The sequence below is a fragment of the Legionella quateirensis genome, assembly GCF_001467955.1.
Lineage (GTDB): Bacteria > Pseudomonadota > Gammaproteobacteria > Legionellales > Legionellaceae > Legionella > Legionella quateirensis.
The window spans coordinates 30,339-56,031 of record NZ_LNYR01000012.1 but is presented as its reverse complement, the minus strand read 5'-3'; the positions used below and the strand labels follow the sequence as shown (position 1 = coordinate 56,031).

Here is a 25,693-nt window from a genome sequence, read left to right as displayed (position 1 = left end):
CTGACGGTTAGTTTATTCAATTATACAGATAACGCAAGAGCATTTAATTCATATACATGCCGCCATTGACATGAATTGTTTCACCTGTAATATATTTAGCACTGTCTGACGCTAAAAAAACAACAGCATCAGCCACATCTTCCGCTTGCCCTAGTTTACGCATTGGAATTCTTTTTAACATCTCTTCTTTTACCATATCGGGTAAGGAGGTTGTCATATCTGTATCAATAAATCCAGGTGCAACAACGTTAACAGTAATACCTCTACTGCCAATTTCCTGGGCTAATGACTTGGAAAAACCAACTACACCCGCTTTTGCTGCAGTATAATTGACCTGTCCAGAGTTACCACTTGCACCGACTACTGAACCCACAGAAATTATTCGTCCCCAGCGAGCTCTAAACATAGGTTTTATACAGGCCTTGGACATTCTATAAATTGAGTTTAGATTGGTTTCGATTACCTTGTACCATTCATCATCGTCCATTCGCAACAGTAAATTATCCGCAGTAATACCTGCATTATTTACCAGTATAGAAGGACATTGATTAGTCTCAGTCAAAGTAGACATTAACTGCTCGATTTGCTCGGCATTAGTAACATCAAGAACGATACCTTTACCAGATAGTTTATCTTTTTCAAAAAGCGCATTAATTGAAGCTGCTCCCTGTTCAGTAGTCGCGGTTCCAAAAACAAATGCACCCTGTTTCGCCAGTTTAACAGCAATTGCCTGACCAATGCCACGACTGGCTCCTGTCACTAAAGCAATTTTACCTTCTAAAGTTATCATTAAGCTTCCTCTTAAGCTGGAGTATGTAATTGTTCTACAATCTGATCCAGGCTAATTGTGTCATAAACACTAACAGCATTTATACTTCTGTCTATTCTTTTGATAAGTCCATTTAGAACTTTTCCTGGACCACACTCTACGATTAACTCAATACCACGATTTTTAAACATCTGAATCGTTTCTACCCAACGAACTGGGCTATACAATTGCTCTTTCAACTGTTTTCTTATGTGTTGAGCAGAATAATACACGCTTAAATCCACATTGCTTACCACATCAATAGACGGATTTTTAAATTCAGTATGTTCAAGGCTCTCTGCAAAAAGGTTCGCAGCCTCGGCCAAAAGTGGACAATGACAGGGTACGCTGACAGGAATTACTTTTGCCAAACGAGCACCTGCTTCATTGGCCAAGTCAATCATCTGTTCTACGGCCGAAGTATGACCAGCAACTACTACCTGGCCAATAGCATTAAAATTTGCCGGGGTAACCTTAAACTTATCGGTACTTGCTTCTGCACACAAATTAATGACCTGTTCGTCAGTTAAACCAACGATTGCTGCCATTGCTCCCATACCTAAAGGTATGGCATTTTGCATGACCTGGCCTCTACGAGCAACTAATTGCGCTGCATCCGATAATGATAATGAGTCAGCACAAACCAAAGCCGCATACTCACCTAAACTATGACCGGCCATTATTAAAGGATGCGGAAATCCTTGTTGTATTAATAAACGATATACTGCGACATCAGCAGTTAACATAGCAACCTGCGTATGCTCAGTCTGATTTAATTTCTCAACAGGCCCATTCTGAATCAAATCCCAGAGATCATACCCCACAGCCTCGGATGCTTCTGCAAACAGATCGGTAACAATAGGATATTGAAGAGAAAAATCAGATAGCATCCCTACAGATTGAGATCCTTGTCCAGGAAATACAAATGCTGTGTTAACCATAATTGAATTAGCCCTATTAATTAATTAGTAACGAATAACCATTGCGCCCCAAGTCATTCCACCGCCAAATGATTCGATTAATAACAATTCATCACGTTTAACCTGATTGTTTCTAATTGAATGATCCAACGCTAATGGTATGGAAGCGGCGGATGTATTGCCCTGATTACCAATAGTAACGATAACTTGTGACATGGGAAGAGATAATTTTTTAGCGATAGCCTGAATTATACGTATATTTGCCTGATGTGGAATTAACCAATTAATATCAGATTTATTGAGTTTACTGAGTGCTAATACTTCATCAACAACATCACCCATAATATTAACAGCAATTTTGAATACTTCATTACCACGCATACCAATCGTTGCGCGTTGTTCTTCAAATGTTGCATTTGGTAATGTCAAAAGTTGTTCCGAATCATATGCTGAATGTAAGACGCTGCCCAAAATACCTTGGCGCTCACTTGCGCTTAATACTACTGCGCCAGCTCCATCTCCAAACAGTACACAGGTAGACCTGTCGGTCCAATCAACAGCTCTGGACATGCTTTCAGCTCCAATCACCATAATGTGACGAGCAGCCCCAGTCGCTATATACTGTTTCGCTATATCCATAGCATAAACAAAACCACTGCATGCAGCACCAACATCAAAGGCTGGAATTGGTTTTTTAATTTTTAATGCATGTTGTACGTGACATGCAACACTTGGAAAAAAATGATCCGGGGTGCAGGTAGCAACCAGGATTAAATCAATTTCCTCAGCGTCAAGACCAGAAGAAGCCAGAGCCTGCTCTGCTGCTCGTGAAGCCATAAAGGACGTAGTTTCATGAGGTTCTGCAATACTGCGACTACTAATTCCGGTTCTGGATACTATCCATTCATCATCGGTATCGAGTATTTTTTCAAGTTCAACATTAGTGAGTTGTCTTTCAGGAGAATAACTTCCCGTGCCACTAATTACAGCATTCTTCATAACAACAATCCCTGATTTATAAAATCGTTTATTTGATCACGTACTAAATCAACAACATTATTTTGTGCTTCAAGAACAGCCTGCTCAATAGCATATTCAAAACCCAACTCATTGGCACCGCCATGGCTTTTAATTACAATACCATTCAAACCAAGCATACTCGCGCCATTATAACGAGAAGGATCCAATCGATTTTTCAGATGTTTCAAAGCAGGTAAAGCAATTAAACCAGCCAGTTTTGCAAACCAGTTCCTGTTAAATGATTCTTTAAGCAAAGTCAGCAATAATTTTGCCAAACCTTCGCTGGCTTTTAGCGCTACATTACCAACAAACCCATCGCAAACAACCAAATCAACATCACCGGTATAAAAATGGTCACCTTCTACATAGCCTATATAATTCATCACGGAACATTCTGCCAGCATATGAGCGGTACGTTTGACCTGATCGTTCCCTTTAATTTCTTCAACACCAATATTGAGAAGCGCAATTTTAGGCTTTGATTTTTTTTCAATAGCCTGAATTAAAGCAGAACCCATTACCGCAAACTGAAAAAGGTGCTCAGCACATGAATCAACATTGGCTCCCAGATCTATGACCCAGGTTTTACCTTTTATTGTAGGTAATTCAGAAATGATGGCTGGCCTGTCAATTCCGGGCAGTGTTTTTAACACAAATCGAGCCGTTGCCATTAAAGCACCCGTATTACCAGCGCTAACACAGGCTTGTGCTCTTCCTTCCTTGACCAGATTTATAGCGACTCGCATAGAAGAATCTTTTTTATTACGTAACGCATGAGATGGCAATTCATCCATGGTTACAACTTCTGATGCATGAACAACTGTAAATTGATTTGAAGACAACACACCATGCTTCTTTAATGAAGCACTCACCTTATCTTGCACACCGACAAGGATTATTTTCAGGTCTGGATTTTTTTTAGCTGCGCGAACACAGGCAGGAATCACTACACTTAAGCCATGATCCCCACCCATCGCATCAACTGCAATGGTGATATTGTTCAAGAATATTACTCTTGTTCTTCGTAAGCTGAGGAAGAGTCAGTATCTATAACTTTTCTACCACGATAATAACCATCTGGAGTCATATGATGACGAAGATGTGTTTCACCAGTAGTAGAATCAACAGATAATGTTGGCTTGGTTAAACCGTCATGAGAACGGCGCATATCACGACGTGAGCGTGATTTTTTATTTTGTTGTACTGCCATTGTATTACTCCTAAACAATTTGCATTCATAAAGCGGGAATATTACCGATATTTTAACTTCAATCCAAGTATTAATTGCACAAAATATCAATATGTTTCAATTTTCCCAGTTAAAATTTCATTTATTTCACTTCCACAATCCTCAATTTCAGCATGAAACTGAGGTGCATACAGATGCAATTCATCGATAACCAATTCGACTAAATCCACCTGCCAGTTTGATGAAACAATACATTCATAAAGCTCAAGAATCTGTTCAGCTCTCTCTTCACTTCTACATACAGCAATAGTCGTTTGATTGGCATACTGACTGGAGAACTCACAGAGGCATCGTTGACAAACGATAACTAACTCTCCTGCTGTTTGCATATGAATTAAATAATAATCATCTTTAGCTTCAATACTGTAGGTAACCGTTAACTGACACGGGCCATTGATAAAACTGGGTAATCGTTCAGTTACAGTCAGTTTCTGAGTTTGTTGGCCTTGTTTGGCCATATCTTGTAAATGAAGCATGAATCAAACATCCAAAGTAATTATTATCCAACAATATGTAAAATATATCAACCAACTGAGCTTTTTAAGGCAAAATTTGACCTCTGTAATCTGGGTGTATTGGCAATTCATTAATTTATTCCCAACGTCACGGGAGTTAGTAATCGACATTTGCAACACATCCTGGAATTTTACCATTATCAACAGTTCAATACAAAGAAATGAAAACACTCTATACAATTTCTTGTTCAGTACACCTGATGCGCTGTACACGGCACTTCAAAAAATCTTTCACTCCTTCTTTTACTGTTTTTGTGAGATAATGACCCTTTTCAAGAATTATTTTTGTATTTTTAACGGTATTATGGTGTATGAACGCTAAAGTCATTGTGGGTATGTCCGGGGGAGTTGATTCATCAGTTGCAGCCTGGTTATTAAAGGAACAAGGCTATCAGGTTGAAGGTCTGTTCATGAAAAACTGGGAAGAGGATGATACAGATGCATTCTGCCCTGCAGCGCAAGATCTGGCAGATGCTCAGGCAGTATGCAATCAATTACGTATTCCTCTTCATAGCGTTAATTTTTCACAACAATATTGGGATAGAGTATTCGCTCATTTCTTAAATGAATACGAAAAAGGTAGAACTCCAAATCCCGATGTCTTGTGCAATAAAGAAATCAAATTTAATGCCTTTTTAAATCATGCATTAGAACTTGGAGCGGATTACATTGCTACTGGACATTATGCAAAGAATAAAATTGAAGGATCTATAGGTTTTCTTTATAAAGCAAAAGATCGAGACAAAGATCAGACTTATTTTCTGCATGCTGTAGAACCCGCAGCACTTGCAAAAACGCTATTCCCTATTGGCGATTATAATAAATCGCAAATTCGAGAATTTGCCAAAGCATTAGGTTTGGTAACCCATGCTAAAAAAGATTCTACAGGTATCTGTTTTATAGGGGAAAAACGATTTAAATCTTTTTTAAAAGAATTTATCTTGTCTAAACCTGGTGATATAAGAAATATGGACGGGACTATCCTGGGAAAACATGATGGACTCATGTTTTATACTTTAGGTCAACGTCAGGGACTTGGAATTGGTGGTATGCAAAACTCCTCTGATGAACCTTGGTATGTGGTCGAAAAAGAGGTAAAAACCAACACATTGTACATTGCTCAAGGCAGTCAACATCCTATGCTTTACGCACAAGGACTTATTTGTGGCCCAATTCACTGGTTAGCTGAGTGTCAGGATAAATTACCAATCACTTGCTATGCCAAAACCAGATACCGACAGGCAGAACAGGCGTGTATGATTTCACCACAGGATGGAAATCAACATTACATCATGTTTTCTAGTCCACAAAGAGCAATTACACCTGGCCAATATGTGGTTTTTTATGATAAAAACCAATGTCTGGGTGGAGCAACAATAGAACAAATCATCAGATAATTGTTATAATATAATTAGTATAGTTGTACTTATTATCTAACCGGAGTATACGATGGCTGAAGTTGATATAGCCCCTGCGACAAGTGACATCCATTTTTCTGTGAGTGCCGCAGATAAAGTAGCAGAATTAATCAGAGAAGAAGATAATTTCAACCTTAATTTACGTGTTTCCATCTCTGGCGGAGGCTGTTCGGGATTTCAATACGGATTCAGCTTTGATGAACAAATCAACGATGATGACACGATTGTAGAGCAGCAATGTTCTGATGGTAAATCCTCAGTAAAACTATTGATTGATTCAATGAGTCATCAATACCTGCATGATGCAGAAATCGATTATATTCAGGGAATTCAAGGTGAGCAATTCGTCATTCGCAATCCCAATGCAAAAACAACCTGCGGCTGTGGATCTTCATTCAGTTTGGATGATGAAGACGATATGTAAATATAAAAGCCACTCACCAGAACTCTGGATTGTGGCTTTTAGTTATACTACGGAAGGACTGCCATTAAAAATCATTAATAGGGTTTAATAATTACTTTCGTCCCTATTTGCATAAAATTATGGCTTAACCAATAAGCATCGCTCGGTTTTACCCTGACGCATCCATGGCTTGCGTTGTAGTTAGGTACATCATATGAACCATGTACCGCATAGTATTTACTAAAAAACATACAATAGGGCATCGGTGCACCACCACCGCCAACCGGATATCGACTGGATTTACAACCAGGTCCGCCTTTGCTGATTATTCGGTAAACACCTGACGGAGTTTTACAACCCCGACGAATATCAGAGCAATAACTTTTACCTCCAGATCCCCTTCCTGTACGAACCACCTTGCCGTTTGCATTAATGGCTTTCCAGGTCAGTGTATTGGGATTAAAAATAAAAGTATTACCCGCTGAATATGCCGAGTGATACATTAATGCAACAAATGAAATAAACAAAAAACGTACTATGAACATTAAACGAAAGTTGGACTTTTCCATGATTATTCCTATTTCATTTCCATCAACTTCTATTTTAGTTTAATTTTTGGACAAATCAAACTTCAATCGTTTAAGCTGAGTTTTAAAAACGATAAATCTGCAACAAAATCTAATTAAATCAAATCATAATGCTGTTTAAACAGGCAAATCAGAATAATTTGTCCTAATATATATTTGAGACCCTAAAAAAGGATAATTCATCATGACAAGGAAATTGCTTCTCGCAACAACCATAGCATTAAGTAGTGCATTTATACCCTTTGTGTCCAATGCGGAAGATACTTCCAGCCCTACTGAGATGCCTAAAGACAGTTGGCTAAGCTCAATGACTCCTTTATTGCCTGATCTTATCTGCAAAGGTTTTATACAGGATGCTGATTTGAAAAAAAGATTTGATGAAATTAAAATGACCTATGAACAATGCGTTACGTTAATACCAGAAAGCACCAATAAATGTCAAAATGAACTTTATGGCAGTATGCCTGATAAAATTAATAGCGAAAGCGCTGCAACCTGGGGCAGATCTCTTGGAGAGTGTATTGGTAAAGATTTTGCTGAAAAATATTTGGTTCCAAAAAGTTAAATGCACATTCAAAAGAATTCCAGCCTGCATTGATCATATAGAGCAGGTTGGATTCTTTGCTTCAATTAAGCTATTTTGATAACCATACAAACATAAAGCATCAAAACTTTGGCATGTTTAACGCAATTCACCGTTACGTTTCTTCACTCCAATGATTAACACCCGATTTCTTAGCCAAGAAATTAACAAAATCATGGTGAGCGGCAAGTTCTTCATCACTAGGTCTCACAATAACGGCATGTGCCAATTTTAAAGAACTTGATTCATTAACATTAATGGCCAGGTTAGAGGTGACCGTCTCTGTCTCTGAAAATAAACTACCCTGACCACCAGTCATGGCCAGATAAACAAATGCCAAAATTTCCGCGTCTAGCAAAGCTCCATGCAGCTGCCTGTTGGAGTTATCAATATTATAACGCTTGCATAACGCATCAAGACTATTGCGTTGACCTGGATGCTTTTCTCTCGCCAAGACCAGAGTATCAAAAATATCGCAGTATTCTTCTAGTTTTTTCTTCCAGTGAACATGTTTCAATTCTGAATTGAGGAATCCAACATCAAATGGTGCATTGTGTATCACTAATTCAGCACCACCTACAAATTGAAGAAAATCCGAAACCACATCTTTAAATAAGGGCTTATCCTGTAAAAATTCAGTACTGATTCCATGCACACGAAAAGCACCCTCTTCCACATCACGTTCAGGATTCAGATAAACGTGAAAATGGTTCCCGGTTAATTTTCGATCAATCAATTCAATACAACCGATCTCAATAACTCTATGGCCTTGTTCAGGACCTATACCGGTTGTTTCTGTATCTAATATTATTTGCCTCATCAATCCGCCCTGTCAGGTTAATTCAGTTATTCCTTGATTCGCTAAAGCATCAACCAAATCATTTTCCAAATGACCAGAATGCCCCTTAACCCAATGCCACGTTACTTTATGAGTTGAGGCGAGTTGATCTAATGACATCCAGAGATCGGCATTTTTTACCGGTTCTTTTTTTGAATTGCGCCAGCCATTTTTTTTCCAGGATGCGAGCCACTCCTTCATTCCTTGCTGGACGTATTTAGAGTCTGTATATAAATCCACTTCACAGGGACGCTTTAATGATTCCAGGCCCTTAATCGCAGCCATTAACTCCATTCTATTATTTGTGGTATGTGCCTCACCACCATGGAGAGTTCGTTCAACGCCCTGGTACCGGAGTAAAACACCCCATCCACCAGGTCCAGGATTTCCTTTACAGGCACCATCTGTATATATTTCAACAATCATAAGAATAAATCTGTATATAGTTCCAAATCAGACTGCATAGCATAACAAGAAAAATCAGTTACACCAGCACGTTTTAAAACATCTTCATCAATAAATAAATTTCCTGTTATTGATCTTGAGGGTTGATTGATAATCCAATGTACCGCATCCGCGATAATCTGTGGTTTTCGGCTTGCCATATACAGTTCCTTTGGGAAGTGAACACGTATGGCATCTGTAGCAATAGTTGTTCTTGGCCATAAAGAATTAACAGCAATACCCGCCTCTTTAAACTCTTCCGATAATCCGAGAGTACACATGCTCATACCGTATTTACTTAAGGTATATGCCAAATGTGATGCAAACCATTTTCTATCCATATTCAACGGTGGCGATAAAGTCACAATATGAGGATTGGGGCTTTTCAACAAATGAGGAATAGCTGCCCGAGAACAAGCAAATGTTGCTCTGGTATTGACTTCCTGCATTAAGTCATAACGTTTCATTGCAGTATTCAGTGTATCGGTTAAACTGATCGCACTTGCATTATTAATTAACACATCAAGTCTGCCAAAAGTTTCTATGGTTTTATTCATTGCATTTTGGATCTGCAGCTCATCGCGTACATCAACCATTAAAGGCAGGGCTTGTCCGCCCAAATCTTCAATTTCCTTTGCAACAGTATATATAGTCCCTTCCAGTTTGGGATGCGGTTCCGTAGTTTTAGCGGCAATAACAACACATGCTTTTTCAGCAGCACATTTTAAAGCAATTGCTCTGCCTATTCCTCTGCTGCCACCAGTAATGAAAATTACTTTATTCATTTAGTCCCTCTTATTTTGATTCCAGCAATATAGGCCAAAAACAAGCGCATCAACTTTCCATATGGAGGATAAAGCATTGATCCCGAAGAAAATGCTCCTTTTACCAACACAGGTTTTAATTTAGAAAACGTATCAAAGCCCTCTTGACCATGATATTGCCCCATTCCACTTGGACCAACACCGCCAAAAGGCAAATCGTCTATTGCGATATGCATTAGTGTATCGTTAATCGTTATAGCACCGGATAAAGTTCTGGTTTGAATCAACTTCTTCTCAACATTGTCCTCTCCAAAATAATATAGAGCTAAAGGATTGGGTAATGAGTTGATATAAGCTACTGCATCCATAAAAGTGTTATAACTAACGACAGGTAGAATAGGTCCAAAAATTTCTTCTTGCATGACCCTCATTTCGGCAGTGACATCAAATAACAAATAGACCGGAAGTCTATTTGAATGTTCATTTTGCTCACCAAATTCAACCACACGCGACCCTTTTGAACGAGCATCTTCTATCAACTCTAATAAACGCAGCTTATGATTGTCATTTATAATATTGGAATAATTATCATTGTTCATCAAATCAGGATAATGCTTCTCAATGAATTTATTGAATTCTTCCTCAACAACTTCTTCCCATCCTTCCGGAACTAACAGATAATCAGGAGCAATACAGGTCTGTGCCGCATTGAACAGTTTCCCCATAAACAAGCGATTAAAATAATTTTTATTCATGGTGGAAGACAATAGGGCTGGAGATTTACCTCCCAGCTCCAGAGTGATCGGTGTAAGATGTTCACTTGCGGTTTTCATGATCATTTTTCCAACCGCGGTCGATCCAGTAAACATTAAATGCGCAAAAGGTAAAGATGAGAATTTTTTCGAAGTCTCTACATCACCATTAACAACCTGGATGTACTTATCCAAGCCTGTTGAGTGAAGTATCGATTGGAGAACTAAACCAGTATGAGCAGATAATTCAGACATTTTAATCATTACCCGATTACCGGCAGCCAAAGCATAAACGGCTGGGACTACTGATAGATAAACGGGATAATTCCAGGGTACGAGATTGCCTATGACGCCTAAAGGCTGTGGCACTACATAAGCTGTTGCTGGAAAAAATAACCAGGATACCTCTCTATGTCGTTTTCTTACCCATCGCTTCATTTTTTTTAAACAATAATTAATAGCGTTGATTGTAGGGAAAATTTCAAGAAATAAGGTTTCTTCGACCGAACGATGTGTGAAATCCTTGTTGATTGCTTCAGCTATAGAGTACGCTTCTGTTTGCAAAGCCTTTTTGATATTCATCAAGATTTTTTTTCTTTCGCCCAGTGAAGGATAGGGATTTAATTGATGCTCATGATCCAGAGCTTTGAATTGAGAATTTAAATCCATAATCGTGTGTCCTATCCTATGGTTTCAACATTCAAATGAGCTAAAGTAAAATCTTCAGCAAGAATCCTGTGTTTTATTTTGGCAATATCAGGAGCAAAATATCTGTCTCTATCATAAGGAGCAATATCTTCCCTTATTTTTCGATATATCTCATACAGCTGAGGAGAGGTTTTTAACGGTTTATGAAACTCCAGTCCCTGACAGGCCGCGAGTAATTCAATAGCAAGGATCGTAGCAGTGTTATCGTTCATTTCATATAGACGACGAGCCGCACTGGTAGCCATAGAAACATGATCTTCCTGATTCGCAGATGTTGGAATACTATCAACTGAATGGGGATGAGCAAGTGCTTTATTATCACTGGCGCAAGATGCTGCTGTAACATGAGCTATCATAAAACCTGAATTCAGCCCACTTTCTTTAACTAGAAATGCCGGTAAACCGCTAAAATTCTTATCGATTAACAATGCAATCCGTCGTTCAGCATTTGCACCCATTTCGGCAATGGCCAAAGCAAGATTATCAGCAGCCATCGCAATAATTTCACCATGAAAATTTCCACCTGATAATATATCTCCATCCTGGGCAAAAACCAGAGGATTATCAGAAACAGCATTCGCTTCAACCTGCAGGGTAGCCCCAGCAAACTGCAATTGATGAAGTACAGCTCCCATAATTTGCGGTTGGCACCGTAATGAATAAGGATCCTGTACTCGATTACAGAGTCGATGCGACTCTCTTATTTCACTACCAGACAATAAACTGCGATACATTGATGCCACATGAGTTTGCGATTGATGACCACGTGCCTCATGTATTCTGGCATCAAAAGGGACATCACTTCCACTCGCGGCATCTACGGACAAGGCACCTGCAATAACCGCAGTTTCAAACAGGGTTTCAGTGGTAAATAAAGCCATCAATGCCAGCGCGGTTGAAACCTGCAAGCCATTAAGAAGAGCTAACCCTTCTTTTGCTTCCAACTCTATAGGTGATAATCCAGCAATTTTCAAACCCTCAACAGCACTAATTTTTTTACCTTTATATCGTACCTGCCCTTCACCAAGCAAAGCTAAAGACATATGAGCCAAAGGAACTAAATCCCCTGAAGCACCAACGGAACCCTTTGCAGGGATACATGGATATACTTTATGGTTGTAGAGTTGCACCAAGGCTTCAACCACTTCAATTCGAACTCCTGAAAACCCTTGAGCCAAATTATTAATTTTAAGCAGTAATATTAATGCAACTACATCATCAGAAAGTAACTCACCTGTTCCACAGGCATGAGACAGAACAATATTTCGTTGCAACTGTTTCAAATGTTCATTTGATATAGTCTGGTTCGCTAAAGAACCAAATCCAGTATTAATACCATAGACTGTCTTTTTATCCTCAATAACTTTTTTCACCGTCTGGTGCGACGCATCGATTAAGCCCAAAGCTGTATCGGATAAAGAACAAAGCAAGCCATTAGAAATGGTGTATTTAATAGACTGCAGGGTCAGTTGCCCTGGTTGAAGAATAAAGCCTTCAGACATTTACTTGCTCCTCTTGAGATTCCATAGGTAACCATAATGAATTTTCTTTTGCACATCGTTTTGCAAGCTCATATCCCGCATCAGCATGTCTCATCACACCCGTTGCCGGATCATTATGTAAAACTCTGGCCAATCGTTGTGCTGCTTTTGCTGAGCCATCCGCGACAATAACTACACCAGCATGTTGTGAGAATCCCATACCAACACCTCCTCCATGGTGTATGCTGACCCAGGTAGCTCCACTGGCACAATTTAGCAATGCATTAAGTAAAGGCCAATCGGAGACTGCGTCGCTACCATCCAACATCCCTTCAGTTTCTCTATTAGGGCTGGCAACAGAACCAGAGTCTAAATGATCCCGTCCAATAACTATGGGCGCTTTAACTTCTTTATTTTTAACCATTTCATTAAATGCTAAGGCTAATCGAGCCCGGTCTTTTAAACCAACCCAGCAAATTCTGGCAGGAAGCCCCTGAAAAGCGATTTTCTCTCTGGCCATATCCAGCCAATGATGCAAATGTTTATCATGTGGAATCAGTTTCTTTACCATCCGATCTGTTGCATAAATATCTTCAGGATCCCCTGATAAGGCAACCCATCTGAAGGGGCCAATTCCTTCACAAAATAAGGGTCTGATATAAGCAGGAACAAATCCCTCAAATGAAAAGGCCTGTTCTTCTCCAGCTTCCAATGCCATTTGTCGAATGTTATTTCCATAATCAAATACAGGTATTCCTCTGTTTTGAAATTGAAGCATGGCATGCACTTGAATAGCCATTGATTTTTTAGCGGCGTCGACAACTTGGGCAGGATCTGTTTTTCTCATAGCACTGGCCTGTTCCAACGTCCAACCGGCAGGTAGGTATCCATTCAACGGATCATGAGCACTGGTTTGGTCTGTGACCAGAGATGGATGAGCGCCACGTTCAATCAATTGAGGATAGATTTCTGCGGCATTACCCAGCACTGCTACGGATATAGGTTGCTTCTTTTGACATGACTCATTAATCCATGCCAAGGCCTCATCAAGATTAGCAGTATATTTATCAAGATATTTCGTTTTAATTCGTTTTTCTATTCGACTTAAATCACATTCAACGGCAAGAACACTTGCACCAGCCATAGTGCCAGCTAATGTTTGTGCTCCGCCCATCCCCCCTAATCCACCAGTTAAAATCCAACGACCTGATAAATCTCCGTTATAATGTTTTTTAGCAGCAGCAATGAAGGTTTCGTAGGTACCTTGAACAATTCCTTGTGAACCAATATATATCCAGCTTCCAGCGGTCATTTGACCATACATCATCAGGCCTTTTTTATCCAACTCATTAAAATATTCCCAATTTGCCCAACGGGGAACTAAATTAGAGTTGGCTATAAGAACTCGTGGTGCGTCTTCATGGGTCGTGAAAACACCAACGGGTTTTCCTGATTGAATTAATAAAGTCTGATCATCATCCAATGCTTTTAATACCTGGACGATTTTATCAAAACAATTCCAGTTTCTGGCGGCTTTTCCGAGCCCACCATATACAATTAATGAATCCGGGTCTTCAGCTACATCTGGATCCAGATTATTACATAACATCCTTAAAGCAGCCTCAGTCAACCAACTTTTGGTTTGTTTTTCCGTGCCTCTATTTGCAGTAATTACTCTTTTATTCTTGTTATCATTCATCAAGAATTCTCCATTTCTAACAAAATTAGAAACATCATACACGAGTCAACTTTCTGCGTGAATGCAGTATTAAGTTAAATTCATTCTTTCAAACGTTTATGGTAAATTGGAAACTGGCTCAAATGTAGCAATGTGCTAATTTTAGGATGAATCCCCTCTTTCCTGAGACGCCCTTCATAATTTATAACTTCAAAAATGTATTTATTTAATACCGAATAGTCCTATAAATACCCGTCTTTGCGAGCAACGCGAAGCAATCCACAACAGAGCCTTATTAAACATGTGTTTTGGATTACTTCACTTCGTTCGCAAAGACGAACCTTTATACTGTTATGAGGGGTTCCCTCAGCTCTCTTTCACTGGGAAACGTATAAAAAGTGAGGAACGCTCAGGTCTTGTTCCTGTGAACTATTAAATCATCGTGTAAGCACGGTACCTAAGGATTTAGATCATCCACTAAAGTCTTATCTGATTTTATTCAACTATTTCAGCAGAAGTATCTGTTTTTCTTCTTAAAAATTCTTCATCTAATTGCCCAACCACCCGAATAGCCTCAGCAACCGACGTCGTACCGTTCTTTACCAGCTCAAGGATTGATTCGGATAAAGGATGATAAGTGTTACACGCTAATGCTGCTTTGACAAAGGCTGCTGAATCATTCTGGCGTAAAGCATTCAGCATATCCGTATTAAGCTCCAATAGCTCATAAATTCCTACTCTTCCATAATAACCACTGTAGTTACAATGCGAACATCCAGCACCATTTTTAAATAAAAGTTGAGGATCAACATTCATTGATTGTAGCCAAATGAGCTCATGTTCATCCGGTTTTTCTGTATACATACAGGATTTGCAAAGAGTACGAACTAACCTTTGACCAATAATCGCCTTCACTGCAGAGGCGACCATATAACCTTCAACACCCATATCGATTAATCGTATTGCTGAGGTCATAGCATCGTTAGTATGTAAGGTAGCAAGTACCAAATGACCCGTAACAGCTGCGCGCATTGCGATTTGAGCTGTTTCTGAATCACGGATTTCACCCACCATAATAATATCCGGATCCTGACGCAGCATGGCACGTAGAACTCGCGCAAAAGTCAGATCAATTTTGGGGTTAACCTGTACCTGATTAATTCGGCTGATGCGATATTCTATAGGATCCTCAACCGTTATAATTTTACGCTCGGGTACATTAAGCCGGGCGAGAATACTGTATAAGGTTGTTGTTTTACCACTTCCTGTAGGGCCAGTTACCAAGAGCATCCCATAGGGCTTGGAATATATTTCTTCGATACGTTTTACTGTTGCAGGATCAATTCCAAGTTGACTTAAATCCGTCACTTCACTGGATTGATTGAGTAAACGCATTACTACTGCTTCACCATTCGCGGTTGGCAGAGTGGATAAGCGTACATCAAATGAATTACCCTTGATTTTAAAATTAAATCGACCATCCTGAGGAATCCGTTTTTCAGAAATATCCAGATGGGCACGCAGTTTTAATCGCTGAATCAAAGCACTGACAATACGCTTTTCATCTAATATATTCTCATGAAGCTGGCCATCAATACGAAAACGGATACGTAACGATTTTTCATCAGGTTCAATATGAATATCTGATGCTCTGGCTTGAACTGCATCATGAAACAGAGAGTTTAAGAGTTTTACTACAGGTGCCTGCTCATCACTTTCTTGTAGCTCGTCAAACAAGTCATCTTCTTTTCCGCCCAACTCCTCAATCATCTCACCAGAAAGCTCATGGGCAAATGTTGATATTTCCTGTGTCCGTCGATAAATTCTATCTATTGCATTTAATAACGACATCTCACTGATAACGGCTAACTTCAACGGCTTTTTTAATACCTTTGAAATCGCATCAAAAGCAGTAATATCTTGAGGGTCAGCCATCCCAACTAATAATTCACCATTTTTCTCATTAAGAACCAATGCACGACAACGTCGTGCATATGTTTCAGGTAACAATTGTGTATATTTAGGAGAGAGCTCGTATTTATCCAAATCGATATAGGGGATACCTAATTGTTTGGCAAAAAGCTCAAGAACATCATGTTCCGAAACAACGCCCATGTTTATCAGGATTCTACCAAACTTATCACCGGTTTTTTTTTGCAGCTCCATAGCCTGATCAAGAGTCTCCTGGTTAATTAAGCCTGCATTAAGCAAAATCTCACCAAGTCGTATGCGCTTCATAACTATCCTTGTATTTTTTTCAACCGATTTTCAGCATATGCACGAACTAGCGTTTCGCTATCCGGACTTTGACTAGCACGTAAATACGCTTCCTTTGCTTGATTTAAATCATGAGCATATTCAAGAGAAATGGCATAGCCTAACCAATACTGACCATTAGTAGGGTCAATCTGAATTAATGACTTAAATAGTCCACCGGACTCTACTATCTTGCCTTCACCTTGCAGAGCAGCAGCGAGGGTGCCATAAAAATCAGGATAGGTTTCTATGGGTGGATGATAATTAGATAAATATTTAACTGCTTCAGCTGCTTTGCCCCGTTCAAGAATTAGTCTTGCTTTAATGGATATAAGAGGTATATCCGATGGTGTATGTTTTAAACCTTCATCAACCACTGCTGTTGCCAAATCAAAATCACCATAAGTTAAATAGAGTGAAGCCAAATTTTCACTGGCATTCACCGCATTAGGGATTTTGTCCAGAATTTCCTGTAAATATTCAATTGCACGATCGTCACGCCCCTCCTCTATTGATTGAAGCGCTTTATTCATTTGTGCATCATGCCACTCACTCAGAGTTTGAGGGGCATAAACCTTATTTATGGTGGTACTTTCTGAAGTAACTGCAGCTTTAAGCTCAAGATCTTCCTGAGTATCTACCCAATCTGGTATCTCATTCTCTTCAGAAGTCAATTGAGGAGCTGGTGGTAACTTTGATTCGAGAGCTTGTACAGGAGGAAGTGCAGGAATATAACTAATCGGTTTAAGTGGCTCCAAAGGAGCTGCTCTCAGAACTGAATCTGCTACTATAATCGCGGACTCATCCTGGAGAGGCACCTGTAATTTTGATAGAGAGTCACTCACCTTATTCATTAAAATTAAAGCGATACACACAATAATGAAAATTATACCACCTGCTATCAATCGCCACATAAACTGAGTTATGCCATTGCCTGGAACTGCGTGAAGCAATGGGATAGGGTTTTTCAATGGTTTTTGTTTGGAAAGATCTTTTAGAAGATTATTAAGCAAACTCATGAAGATAATCCGTGATTCCAATACATAATAATAAAAATTAATATACTCATCACCCCTAAACCTAATAATGATTTTAGGTAAGGCCTTAAACCAAAGAGTTCGGAGCTTTCTGTATCCGCAATAGCACGACTTACCGCACGACCATTAACTTGTAATTTTCCTTGTCCATAGGCCACTAATAGTGATTTATGGCATAGAATATTCAGAATACGCGGCAACCCTCCGCTTGCCCTGTATAATCTCCATTTTGCAGCTTCAGTAAACATACAGCCGTAGGTGTACCCAGCTTTAGCCAAACGATGACTTAAGTACTTTTCAAGATCATTGCGGGCCAATGGTTGTAAATCATATGAAAAAGTGAATCTTTGTTTTAATTGTCTTAAAGAAGGCTGGTCTAATTTGGTATCAAGTTCAGGTTGTCCAAAAAGTACTACCTGCAGTAATTTACTTTCTTCTGTCTCCAGGTTAGTAAGAAGCCTGATAGCCTCCAGACATGAATCAGGTAATGCTTGTGCTTCATCAATAATTAGAACCGTTTTTTTTCCAGCGCGATGCAGATCCAGCAATCGAGTATTAATTGCTTCAAGCAATTGATATTGCGTCCAGTGCTCATCAGGTTGCACACCCAGCTCACTAGCAACCGAAAAACGTAGTCCATCTGCCGTCTGATCAGGATTTGGAATATATGCAGTAACATACTCATCCTTTAAACTATTTAATAAAATTCTGCAGATAAGTGTTTTTCCTGTTCCTACTTCACCTACAATCTTTATGAACCCTTCACCTTGCGACAAACTTAGCAAGAGAACATTCAACGCCTCTTGATGTGTGGGGAGCTCACAAAAAAACTCCGTATTTGGCGTGAGAGTAAACGGCGCTTTAGTCAATCTAAAATGTTCTAAATACATCTTCCTCTCCTTAGTTATCGTGTACTCAGATTCTCTTTTGATTTCGGACCCAGAACAATAGGAGCCTCTCCTTGAGTACCATAGATATCAGGTCGATCGCCCAAATGGAAACCACGCTTAAGACTTGCAATTCTACGAGTAGTATCTGTAAGATCTTTAATGTTGCTTTTGTGGTTAACAATGGTTGCTTTTAATAAAATCACCAGCTCACTTTTGTCGGAATTTTGCTTGGTTCGACGAACCAAGGTACCTAAAAAAGGAATGTTACCAAACCAGGGTAGTTGAGCAATACCCTCCGTCGTTGCATCTTGCATCAACCCACCAATGACCACTACCTGACCATTTTTGGAGTGGACTATAGTATCAGACTCTCGGATGGTACTGTTGGCCAATGGCAAATCAAGAATACCACCTTGAGTACCCAAATCGATGACTTTTCGCTGGTCTTTTACAAGACTTACTGAAGGATGAATGTGCAGGGTAACCTGACCATTCGGGTCAATTTGAGGGGTAACATCAAGAGTAATTCCTGAAAAGAAAGGAGTTAAATTCACATTTAAGGTGGGCTGAGTAACTAATCCCTGAGAAACAATGTTCTGATTCTGAGACACATTAGTAACAAAAAACTCATCAAATCCTACTTTAATTGCAGCCTTTTGATTATTCATGGCAGATACACGTGGACTGGATAAAACCTGTACATTGCCCTGGAGCTCGAGAGCCTGGATATAGGTGGTAAAATCACGGGGATTCCAATGGATATCAATTCCAAAACCCTGACCGGCAGCTCGAATTGCCGCACTGGAAAAATCAGCATTAGGTATGTCTACGTTCGTTCCAGTGAAATTGGACAGCGCATTAAGCTTTGCCCCGAAGAGTTTCCAGTCAATGCCCATTTGAAACTCATTACTCAGATTGACCTCAAGAATTTTGGCTTCCAGAATGACCTGACGATCCATACTGTTCTGCACGACATCCAGATACTTTTCGACTTGTTTGAGCTCTTTGGGCATCGCCCTGACAACAATGATTCCAGCAACAGGATTAACTGTGACTGAACGACCATCCGTTTTACCAATAATATTTTCGAGAGTAAGCTTTAACGATTTCCAAAAATCTATATCACTTTTAGTTTCAACAGCGCCAATCACATTACTATAACTTTGATTATTATTAATATTGGTAGGTAAGGAAACCGTAGAAGTTGTTCCATTGGTACCTTGATTGTTTGAACCAACCGAAGTGACCTCTCCATTACTTACGGTCATATTAGAGCTGCCCTTACGCTGCAACTCCAGGTAATTCACATTATAAATTTGGGTTTTTAAAGAATTAGGAAGTATTTCATAGCCGCCCTGAATTGGAATATAGGCGTAACCATAAACATCTTCAATGGATTGAAGCACTTGTTCAACAGTCACCTGTTTAAGGCTTAAAGTAATAGTGCCTTTAATTTCAGGACTCACAACCATATTGGTTGATGTGTCTGCAACAAGACCCATAAAAAAAGCCTGGGCAGGTACATTTTTCACTGCAATATCAAAACGTTGATTACCTGAACGTGACCAGCCGGAGCGTACTTTCAAGCTGGGTAAAAGTGCTTGCACTGCATTACGATGTGGCATCCTGCTATCTTTTGCTAGTAATGTTTTATTATTGGCAATGCCTGTTTGCAATTCGTCATCCATTTCATCAATTGCAGTACCTTTAAGCGGTTTATGCATATTACAGGCTGTGAGGAGCAAAAGAAGTATAACTGTATATTTTTTCATCTACGTTTTGTCCACAACCTTTTTCCAAATAAATACAAGACGACCTTACGGCCAGAGTACAACAATACCACATGATTTTTATCAATAGCAAGAACGCGAGCGCCGTTAATAGAACTGCCAACACTCACAATTTGTTCATTGATCATGGCAAGTCGCCTCATTCTTCCGATTAATATACTTTGAAGATTAAAAGGCGTGCCTTTAACTTTGGATACCTGCTCTTCCGTGTTTACTTTAGGTTTTGTCGGATCACTTAAATACGCCAGACCAATATTCGGAAACAGCAGATAAAACAGGATGATGATAGGGCAGAATAATTTGGAGTACAGGTTGATCATGGGCTCACTCCTTGCGACACATTGCCCGTATCGCTAGGTAGTTTCAAAGTATAAAACTCAATCTCGGCAATCCCTTCAGGATACTTTTTTACGGTATAAGTAAATTTATCCCAATACAGACTCCAATTAAGCCCTTCCAAGCGCTTTAAATAGTTCATTATAGGAAAATAGTTACCTTTCAAGATTAATCGGTAATAAGTGTGTTCTATATTCATCCGGGTTGATGCATTCTGAGTCGATGTGACATCACCAGACGGAACTTGATTCGTTGTCGGTTGTGGTTGAACTGGAGCAGCTTGAGGTATGGTTGCTAAATCAACAATGGTTACCCCAAAGGTTTGTTTCAACATATCATGCAACAATTTCGCTAAATCACGGCTGCTGATGTATCGACGACGATAACGAGCAAACTGTTTTTCAATTACATTCAATTGACTCATTAAATCTTTATAGTCATTTAAAAACTGGTCTGTATCAGGATTGTTCAGCAAGGTATGAATTACTGTTTGCTTTTGCCTTAATTCATTAACTTGGGTATCCAGTTGCTGCGTTTGAAGGGAGCTGTCATTAATTGCTTTTTGCTGAGGAAAATGCACTGCCAAAAACCATAATCCAAAAAGTAATGAAAGGACAATGATTAATAGACTGAATCGGTCGCGCTCGCTTAGTTGCTCTACTCTTAGTTTTATCAGCTGATAATGTTTTAAAAACAATAAGTGAATACTCATAGTCATTTTCCCCCGGAATCGGTTTTAGCAGGTTCTTCAGAGTCATCTTCAGAACCAAGATCATCCGTTGCAATGGAAAATTTTACATAGGGGCGGTTACTGATTGCTTTTACATAAAACAAATTAAATACCGTTTTGTTAAAAGCAGCTGTTTTCATTAAACGACTCATCAGCACTGATACATCATCTGGACGAACGGCGTAACCACCGAGAGTGATACTGTCGCTTTCCAAATTAATTGATATTTGATTAAACCATAATGATGGAGGTACAGTTTGAGCCAATGCATACATAAATTCAGAAAAGCCGGGTCTTACAACCAGATGTTCTAAAGCAGCATAATCCGCACTTCGCTCATCAAGCCGAATCCTCAATGCCTGAATCTGATTTGATAATGAAATATTATTACTTAAAAGAGGGTATTTTTTTACCAACTCAGTGTAGGTTTGGCTTTCAGTAACTAAGGTTTGCTGGAGTTCATTCAGGTTACGATGCAGATTATGTATGCGTACCCCCTTGAAAAAAGATAGAATAAAAAGAAAAACAGTTACCCCGATAACTATCCAAACCATTTTTGTGACGGAAAGTCTACTGTTGTCCTTAGGAAGATCGCGAAGAAAATTGATTGTTTGAATCATCATTTCTCCCTGTTCAAATGCATTAAAGCACCACCAATAGCATAAAACGCCTCAGCCATAACCGGAGGAGATATCATCTGTTCTGCGGTAAAATATGCATGAACATCAAGTAAAAGCACATCCTTTGCAAGATCCTCCTTTAATTGAGGAAATAAATCTCCCGCAGCGTAGAAGCTTGGGGTAAAGAAAATCTTTTTAGGTTCAGGCAATTTAAGTTCTATTAAACAATAATCTATGGAGCGTTGAATCTCAAGAACCATATCATGAATTGCAGTGCTATCAGGTTCAATAATCGAAGGACTGATGGATAAAGCTCGAGACAGGTATAAATTATCTTTATAATAGATGTGCAGTCTGCAAACATTTGCGTCATAACTGACTACTATGCTCGGTGACTCAGGATCTATAGGCGCACGCATCACCAGTTGGGACAACGCCAACTCGGCAATACTTATAGATGAAATGTTAAGCAAACAACGCTTTAACAATTCGACTTTAGTAATTAATTCGATTTGAGGCGTTACTGCAACAAAAACACGTTTTCGCAAGCCACCTGCACCGTGTAGAGGTACCATAAAAGTATCCACAGCGATGTCATTTAACGGGTAATCAATCATTCCTTTCAAATGCCATCGTAAGGCTTTAGCCATCTCCTGCTCTGGCACTTCGAGCGCATCCATTAACAACAGCTGATATAAGCCCGGTGATAAAATAACCTGACAAGGTTGACCAAATAAATTATATCGTTTAGTTGCCTCTGATATTCCCTTGGTGAACAGTTCTGGTTTTGGATCTGGAAAATAATGATGTTCACAAAAGCGTATGCGGCTACCCTCTTCAAGTTCTACAAGACTAAAACCATGCTCACTTAATAGACATGACAGTTGTCGTGAAGGTTTTTTCGCTTTGCCAAAGCCGAACATCCATCATCCTGATAATATATAATATGTCTAGTTTAACTGACCCATTTTTGAATGTCGACTTCTATCGTGTTGATATAGCTATGGAAAATCCTGATAAAACTGCAGTTACTTGGATGTTCGGAATTATCAACAGACTCTTATTTTATATTATTTAAGAAGACCGTATTAATCATTTGAATGGTTTCATCCCCTTCTCTTAACGTCATATTGATTGTTATTGCCCGAACCAGAGCAAGAGTAGATGTACTATTAAAGTCTGACTGATAGTATGTCAACGCAAATCCCGTTACCACGTCGCTAAGGGGCTGGGATGATATTCCTGTACGAGTGAGTGTTGGCCCGGGGCTAACCCAGGTGTAAGTAATTGATTCACCATTTGATGTGGTAAAACTGACATTTGAAGAATTAATTACCGAAAAACTTACAGCCTGTTCCAGTTCTTTAGTCATTCGAGCCATCACCAATGCGGCCTGATTGTTTAATCCTGTAACATTTATCCCTGTAAAATAACTTGTAAATCCAGCATTTAACATCACCGAGGCAATTGCAAAGATGATCCCGGAAAGTACCATTACCATGATCATTTCAATGAGGGTAAAGCCCTTAATTGTTCGCATAGTTATATACGTAGGCCTTGATATTGGCATCTCCTGCTCCTGAAACAGTAATGGTAATAATTTTAGGATTGGTTCCGGTAATAGTTGGGGTACTCACTGTGAAATTATTGGCTGTGGCGTAGTTCGAAAGAGGAGTACATATTGCTAAACCAGGGGTAGTGGTGCATGGATCAGAAAGTGTTGTATACCCATTAATGGATCGATTCATCAAGATTATTTGCATACGCGCGTTGGCAAGAAAACTTGCCTGAGTAATCGATGTGGGCGTTTTGGCACTGCTGAGGGATTGATTCAGACCAACCAATAATCCACCAGCAATAATACCAATCAGGACAATGAAAGCGACCAGTTCGATAAGAGTAAAACCTTGTTGTACACTTCTTCTCATGGTTTACTCCTAATGATTACGCCAGACTGTAGGAGTTGCACTTACAGCACCTCCACCGCCAGGAATACCCGTCACCGAGTTTAAAGTAAAAGTCCCTCCCAAAGCTGTGTTTGTCCAATTACTACCATCAAAATGATAGGCATTAGCGGAGCTGGAGCCAACGGCCATACAATCATTAGTTGCATTGCAATGGACTCCTTGTAAATTAACAGAGCTTGGGGCAGATTGGGCAACACAGGATGCAGCCGAACTGATAGGTAATGAACATTTAAAATTAACCCCATTGTTTCCTACCAAAATACACAGACTGGTATTAGGGCAATGTACGGAATTTAATGAATTATTAGTCAGAGTATAAGGACCACTCCACACCCCATTGAAATAATACACGCGTCCATTGCTTCGTACTGCAACACATCTATTGGTTTGAGGACAATCTACATCATTCATAGTACTGGAGAGGCTAGTCAGATTATTAAATGGGACGGTGGTATTCGAAGAAAAATTATAGGCTCGATTACTGCCTACCGACATGCAAAACCCACTGATACAGCTTACGCCAAGCAAGTTAAAATTATTGCTGGCGAGATAAGAAAAAGTACCCGGAAAAGTATAACGATACATCAATCCCCTTGGGGGTGATACACCACTGCCAACTATCCAACAATTGGTGCTTGTATCACAAGAAACGTCCTGAAAATTGGCATTAGAAATACCTGACAACGCCAGTGCCCATGACACACCATTATATAAGTAAATTGAACCAACTGAAGCAGAAGTGCTTCCGACAGCAATTCCGTTAGTCAAGGTATTGAATATTCCTGTGAAAGTAAAATTGACTGGACCTGTCAACACAGTTGACCAGGAAGAGCCATCAAACTTGAGAATAACACCGCTGGAGCTGCTGTTAACCCCTGCGGCAAAATAAGTAGAAGGATTGGATAATAATACCGCCTGTGACAATGTAACCCGACCACTGGGGGATGTTGCTGAGGGGGAACTTCCCTGACTGGCAATAATATATTGAGTCTGATTTGCCGAAGCACCGCTGGAGTGAGCAGCAGCTAAAGAACCATTTTGCCCACGACGGGCATGTTGCAATGTTGCTCCACTGATTCCATCGTAGTATATGGTCTCTGAATCAACAGTAATCGAACCAAATGTCGCTAAGCCCGACACAGAACTTAAAGGAATTGCAGTCGATGAGGCGGTTATTGCAGAGGAAAGAGTAGTAGAACCCGTATTTTTAGTACAACTGTACTGATATTCACCTTGCCCACTCACAGTAACTGCTGGCTGCCAATTCCCATCACACCATGCCGTTGCAAGAGTGAGCTCGTAAGTCCCCTGTTCAATGCCAGTTTGTGCCAGATCGTAGGCACGATTTGCAGAAATAGAACTGACACTCGAATTCGTACCACTGAGCGTCATCGCAACAAAAGCACTAGCAAGTGCAGCTACAATAACCAGCAGTATGGCAATAACCATCATTAAAAAGCCGCGCTGATTATCCATTCACAAACCCCGTTTCAGGTGCTACTGTCAGCACCTTTGATCCTTCGCCTGCTGCCGTAACGGTAATGGTAACGATGGATAAATTGGATGGAGTACCTGATGCATTAAAAGTGATATTGCTGGCAGATAAAGTAACCCCCGTCGGCATGGCAATGTTGACTGCACCAAGTGGAGGTGTTGGAGAAATAAAATAATTAGTCGCGGAAATATTGATGGTATAAGATGTATTTAAGCTCATGGCCAATGTTTGAGTGTAACGAATATCTCTCTTTAATTGCTCAGAGATTGAAATTAAATTAAAGCTTCCTGCAGAAGGGTAATTGAAGATTACGGCTACAGCTAAAATACTGATTACAATGAGAACCGCTATAAACTCGATAAGGGTAAAACCTTGTGTAGGTCGCATCATATTCTACCCTGCTC

Annotated in this window: 28 protein-coding genes; 3 read left to right on the top strand and 25 right to left on the bottom strand. The window is 39.7% G+C overall.

The window, feature by feature from the left end:
* Positions 1-43: 43 nt before the first annotated feature.
* The 6 genes from fabG to Lqua_RS04885 form a co-directional block, all read right to left on the bottom strand.
* Positions 44-790 carry a 3-oxoacyl-ACP reductase FabG gene (gene fabG, locus Lqua_RS04910; protein WP_058473173.1) on the bottom strand — a complete coding sequence of 249 codons (747 nt, stop codon included), beginning with the start codon at positions 788-790 and terminating at the stop codon, positions 44-46.
* An 11-nt stretch (positions 791-801) separates the two neighbouring features.
* Positions 802-1,749 (bottom strand): ACP S-malonyltransferase, encoded by a 948-nt coding sequence (gene fabD, locus Lqua_RS04905; protein WP_058473172.1) that lies wholly within the window; start codon positions 1,747-1,749, stop codon positions 802-804.
* Between the two features lie 24 nt (positions 1,750-1,773).
* Positions 1,774-2,727 carry a beta-ketoacyl-ACP synthase III gene (locus Lqua_RS04900; protein ID WP_058473171.1) on the bottom strand — a complete coding sequence of 318 codons (954 nt, stop codon included), beginning with the start codon at positions 2,725-2,727 and terminating at the stop codon, positions 1,774-1,776.
* A complete protein-coding gene (gene plsX / locus Lqua_RS04895) occupies positions 2,724-3,752 on the bottom strand; it encodes a phosphate acyltransferase PlsX (protein ID WP_058473170.1) in 1,029 nt (342 codons plus the stop codon). The genes Lqua_RS04900 and plsX overlap by 4 nt, the downstream gene beginning before the upstream one ends.
* A 5-nt stretch (positions 3,753-3,757) precedes the next feature.
* Positions 3,758-3,958, bottom strand: a complete 201-nt coding sequence (gene rpmF / locus Lqua_RS04890) for a 50S ribosomal protein L32 (protein WP_058473169.1) — start codon at positions 3,956-3,958, stop codon at positions 3,758-3,760.
* Positions 3,959-4,044: 86 nt separating this feature from the next.
* Positions 4,045-4,473: a YceD family protein gene (locus tag Lqua_RS04885; RefSeq protein ID WP_058473168.1), complete on the bottom strand. Its 429-nt coding sequence runs from the start codon at positions 4,471-4,473 to the stop codon at positions 4,045-4,047.
* 350 nt (positions 4,474-4,823) lie between these two features.
* Here Lqua_RS04885 and mnmA point away from each other — a divergent pair, with 350 nt between their 5' ends.
* Together mnmA and erpA are read left to right on the top strand one after the other, a co-directional pair.
* The gene (gene mnmA, locus Lqua_RS04880) at positions 4,824-5,909 is read left to right on the top strand and encodes a tRNA 2-thiouridine(34) synthase MnmA (RefSeq protein ID WP_058473167.1); all 1,086 of its coding nucleotides are present in this window, start codon (positions 4,824-4,826) and stop codon (positions 5,907-5,909) included.
* Between the two features lie 52 nt (positions 5,910-5,961).
* Positions 5,962-6,354: an iron-sulfur cluster insertion protein ErpA gene (erpA, locus tag Lqua_RS04875; RefSeq protein ID WP_058473166.1), complete on the top strand. Its 393-nt coding sequence runs from the start codon at positions 5,962-5,964 to the stop codon at positions 6,352-6,354.
* A gap of 74 nt (positions 6,355-6,428) precedes the next feature.
* Here the strand turns inward: erpA and Lqua_RS04870 are convergent, their stop codons facing one another.
* Positions 6,429-6,902, bottom strand: a complete 474-nt coding sequence (locus Lqua_RS04870) for a L,D-transpeptidase (RefSeq protein ID WP_058473165.1) — start codon at positions 6,900-6,902, stop codon at positions 6,429-6,431.
* A gap of 202 nt (positions 6,903-7,104) precedes the next feature.
* Here Lqua_RS04870 and Lqua_RS04865 point away from each other — a divergent pair, with 202 nt between their 5' ends.
* Positions 7,105-7,485 (top strand): hypothetical protein, encoded by a 381-nt coding sequence (locus Lqua_RS04865; protein WP_058473164.1) that lies wholly within the window; start codon positions 7,105-7,107, stop codon positions 7,483-7,485.
* Between the two features lie 133 nt (positions 7,486-7,618).
* Here Lqua_RS04865 and dnaQ read toward each other — a convergent pair whose 3' ends face one another.
* The 18 genes from dnaQ to Lqua_RS04775 form a co-directional block, all read right to left on the bottom strand.
* The gene (gene dnaQ, locus Lqua_RS04860) at positions 7,619-8,323 is read right to left on the bottom strand and encodes a DNA polymerase III subunit epsilon (protein ID WP_058473163.1); all 705 of its coding nucleotides are present in this window, start codon (positions 8,321-8,323) and stop codon (positions 7,619-7,621) included.
* A gap of 12 nt (positions 8,324-8,335) precedes the next feature.
* Positions 8,336-8,767, bottom strand: coding sequence for a ribonuclease HI (gene rnhA, locus Lqua_RS04855; RefSeq protein WP_058473162.1), 432 nt, complete (start codon positions 8,765-8,767; stop codon positions 8,336-8,338).
* Positions 8,764-9,570: an SDR family oxidoreductase gene (locus Lqua_RS04850; RefSeq protein WP_058473161.1), complete on the bottom strand. Its 807-nt coding sequence runs from the start codon at positions 9,568-9,570 to the stop codon at positions 8,764-8,766. Before Lqua_RS04850 ends, rnhA begins: the two co-directional genes overlap by 4 nt.
* Positions 9,567-10,970 carry a coniferyl aldehyde dehydrogenase gene (locus tag Lqua_RS04845; protein WP_058473160.1) on the bottom strand — a complete coding sequence of 468 codons (1,404 nt, stop codon included), beginning with the start codon at positions 10,968-10,970 and terminating at the stop codon, positions 9,567-9,569. Before Lqua_RS04845 ends, Lqua_RS04850 begins: the two co-directional genes overlap by 4 nt.
* 11 nt (positions 10,971-10,981) lie before the next feature.
* Entirely contained in the window at positions 10,982-12,511 is a 1,530-nt protein-coding gene (hutH, locus tag Lqua_RS04840) for a histidine ammonia-lyase (RefSeq protein ID WP_058473159.1), read from the bottom strand.
* Positions 12,504-14,189, bottom strand: coding sequence for a urocanate hydratase (gene hutU, locus Lqua_RS04835; RefSeq protein ID WP_058473158.1), 1,686 nt, complete (start codon positions 14,187-14,189; stop codon positions 12,504-12,506). Before hutU ends, hutH begins: the two co-directional genes overlap by 8 nt.
* 474 nt (positions 14,190-14,663) lie before the next feature.
* Positions 14,664-16,406 carry a GspE/PulE family protein gene (locus Lqua_RS04830; protein ID WP_058473157.1) on the bottom strand — a complete coding sequence of 581 codons (1,743 nt, stop codon included), beginning with the start codon at positions 16,404-16,406 and terminating at the stop codon, positions 14,664-14,666.
* Positions 16,407-16,408: 2 nt separating this feature from the next.
* Entirely contained in the window at positions 16,409-17,443 is a 1,035-nt protein-coding gene (locus tag Lqua_RS04825; protein ID WP_058473156.1) for a tetratricopeptide repeat protein, read from the bottom strand.
* Positions 17,440-18,351 (bottom strand): ExeA family protein, encoded by a 912-nt coding sequence (locus tag Lqua_RS04820; protein ID WP_058473155.1) that lies wholly within the window; start codon positions 18,349-18,351, stop codon positions 17,440-17,442. The genes Lqua_RS04825 and Lqua_RS04820 overlap by 4 nt, the downstream gene beginning before the upstream one ends.
* 14 nt (positions 18,352-18,365) lie before the next feature.
* Positions 18,366-20,123: a pilus (MSHA type) biogenesis protein MshL gene (locus tag Lqua_RS04815; protein WP_058473154.1), complete on the bottom strand. Its 1,758-nt coding sequence runs from the start codon at positions 20,121-20,123 to the stop codon at positions 18,366-18,368.
* Positions 20,120-20,461, bottom strand: a complete 342-nt coding sequence (locus tag Lqua_RS04810; RefSeq protein WP_058473153.1) for a hypothetical protein — start codon at positions 20,459-20,461, stop codon at positions 20,120-20,122. Before Lqua_RS04810 ends, Lqua_RS04815 begins: the two co-directional genes overlap by 4 nt.
* Positions 20,458-21,189 carry a hypothetical protein gene (locus Lqua_RS04805; protein ID WP_058473152.1) on the bottom strand — a complete coding sequence of 244 codons (732 nt, stop codon included), beginning with the start codon at positions 21,187-21,189 and terminating at the stop codon, positions 20,458-20,460. Before Lqua_RS04805 ends, Lqua_RS04810 begins: the two co-directional genes overlap by 4 nt.
* A gap of 2 nt (positions 21,190-21,191) precedes the next feature.
* Positions 21,192-21,830, bottom strand: coding sequence for a PilN domain-containing protein (locus Lqua_RS04800; protein ID WP_083501259.1), 639 nt, complete (start codon positions 21,828-21,830; stop codon positions 21,192-21,194).
* Entirely contained in the window at positions 21,827-22,750 is a 924-nt protein-coding gene (locus Lqua_RS04795) for a hypothetical protein (RefSeq protein ID WP_058473150.1), read from the bottom strand. Before Lqua_RS04795 ends, Lqua_RS04800 begins: the two co-directional genes overlap by 4 nt.
* 137 nt (positions 22,751-22,887) lie before the next feature.
* Positions 22,888-23,367: a PulJ/GspJ family protein gene (locus Lqua_RS04790; RefSeq protein WP_058473149.1), complete on the bottom strand. Its 480-nt coding sequence runs from the start codon at positions 23,365-23,367 to the stop codon at positions 22,888-22,890.
* On the bottom strand, positions 23,354-23,755 hold the full coding sequence (locus tag Lqua_RS04785) for a type II secretion system protein (protein ID WP_058473148.1): 402 nt from the start codon (positions 23,753-23,755) through the stop codon (positions 23,354-23,356). Before Lqua_RS04785 ends, Lqua_RS04790 begins: the two co-directional genes overlap by 14 nt.
* Positions 23,756-23,764: 9 nt before the next feature.
* The gene (locus tag Lqua_RS04780) at positions 23,765-25,270 is read right to left on the bottom strand and encodes a beta propeller repeat protein (RefSeq protein ID WP_058473147.1); all 1,506 of its coding nucleotides are present in this window, start codon (positions 25,268-25,270) and stop codon (positions 23,765-23,767) included.
* Positions 25,263-25,679: a pilus assembly FimT family protein gene (locus Lqua_RS04775; protein WP_058473146.1), complete on the bottom strand. Its 417-nt coding sequence runs from the start codon at positions 25,677-25,679 to the stop codon at positions 25,263-25,265. Before Lqua_RS04775 ends, Lqua_RS04780 begins: the two co-directional genes overlap by 8 nt.
* Positions 25,680-25,693 lie beyond the last annotated feature (14 nt).

Bases quoted from the DNA above. Each gene is read 5' to 3' on its own strand.
- Lqua_RS04900 (WP_058473171.1), bottom strand. From the start codon at position 2,727: ATGAAGAATGCTGTAATTAGTGGCACGGGAAGTTATTCTCCTGAAAGA.
- Lqua_RS04795 (WP_058473150.1), bottom strand. From the start codon at position 22,750: ATGTTCGGCTTTGGCAAAGCGAAAAAACCTTCACGACAACTGTCATGT.
- Lqua_RS04870 (WP_058473165.1), bottom strand. From the start codon at position 6,902: ATGGAAAAGTCCAACTTTCGTTTAATGTTCATAGTACGTTTTTTGTTT.
- Lqua_RS04850 (WP_058473161.1), bottom strand. From the start codon at position 9,570: ATGAATAAAGTAATTTTCATTACTGGTGGCAGCAGAGGAATAGGCAGA.
- Lqua_RS04775 (WP_058473146.1), bottom strand. From the start codon at position 25,679: ATGATGCGACCTACACAAGGTTTTACCCTTATCGAGTTTATAGCGGTT.
- dnaQ (WP_058473163.1), bottom strand. From the start codon at position 8,323: ATGAGGCAAATAATATTAGATACAGAAACAACCGGTATAGGTCCTGAA.
- Lqua_RS04825 (WP_058473156.1), bottom strand. From the start codon at position 17,443: ATGAGTTTGCTTAATAATCTTCTAAAAGATCTTTCCAAACAAAAACCA.
- rpmF (WP_058473169.1), bottom strand. From the start codon at position 3,958: ATGGCAGTACAACAAAATAAAAAATCACGCTCACGTCGTGATATGCGC.
- rnhA (WP_058473162.1), bottom strand. From the start codon at position 8,767: ATGATTGTTGAAATATATACAGATGGTGCCTGTAAAGGAAATCCTGGA.
- Lqua_RS04830 (WP_058473157.1), bottom strand. From the start codon at position 16,406: ATGAAGCGCATACGACTTGGTGAGATTTTGCTTAATGCAGGCTTAATT.
- Lqua_RS04815 (WP_058473154.1), bottom strand. From the start codon at position 20,123: ATGAAAAAATATACAGTTATACTTCTTTTGCTCCTCACAGCCTGTAAT.
- fabD (WP_058473172.1), bottom strand. From the start codon at position 1,749: ATGGTTAACACAGCATTTGTATTTCCTGGACAAGGATCTCAATCTGTA.
- Lqua_RS04865 (WP_058473164.1), top strand. From the start codon at position 7,105: ATGACAAGGAAATTGCTTCTCGCAACAACCATAGCATTAAGTAGTGCA.
- hutU (WP_058473158.1), bottom strand. From the start codon at position 14,189: ATGAATGATAACAAGAATAAAAGAGTAATTACTGCAAATAGAGGCACG.
- Lqua_RS04800 (WP_083501259.1), bottom strand. From the start codon at position 21,830: ATGATGATTCAAACAATCAATTTTCTTCGCGATCTTCCTAAGGACAAC.
- fabG (WP_058473173.1), bottom strand. From the start codon at position 790: ATGATAACTTTAGAAGGTAAAATTGCTTTAGTGACAGGAGCCAGTCGT.
- Lqua_RS04785 (WP_058473148.1), bottom strand. From the start codon at position 23,755: ATGAGAAGAAGTGTACAACAAGGTTTTACTCTTATCGAACTGGTCGCT.
- mnmA (WP_058473167.1), top strand. From the start codon at position 4,824: ATGAACGCTAAAGTCATTGTGGGTATGTCCGGGGGAGTTGATTCATCA.
- Lqua_RS04885 (WP_058473168.1), bottom strand. From the start codon at position 4,473: ATGCTTCATTTACAAGATATGGCCAAACAAGGCCAACAAACTCAGAAA.
- Lqua_RS04820 (WP_058473155.1), bottom strand. From the start codon at position 18,351: ATGTATTTAGAACATTTTAGATTGACTAAAGCGCCGTTTACTCTCACG.
- Lqua_RS04810 (WP_058473153.1), bottom strand. From the start codon at position 20,461: ATGATCAACCTGTACTCCAAATTATTCTGCCCTATCATCATCCTGTTT.
- Lqua_RS04845 (WP_058473160.1), bottom strand. From the start codon at position 10,970: ATGGATTTAAATTCTCAATTCAAAGCTCTGGATCATGAGCATCAATTA.
- erpA (WP_058473166.1), top strand. From the start codon at position 5,962: ATGGCTGAAGTTGATATAGCCCCTGCGACAAGTGACATCCATTTTTCT.
- Lqua_RS04805 (WP_058473152.1), bottom strand. From the start codon at position 21,189: ATGAGTATTCACTTATTGTTTTTAAAACATTATCAGCTGATAAAACTA.
- Lqua_RS04780 (WP_058473147.1), bottom strand. From the start codon at position 25,270: ATGGATAATCAGCGCGGCTTTTTAATGATGGTTATTGCCATACTGCTG.
- hutH (WP_058473159.1), bottom strand. From the start codon at position 12,511: ATGTCTGAAGGCTTTATTCTTCAACCAGGGCAACTGACCCTGCAGTCT.
- Lqua_RS04790 (WP_058473149.1), bottom strand. From the start codon at position 23,367: ATGCGAACAATTAAGGGCTTTACCCTCATTGAAATGATCATGGTAATG.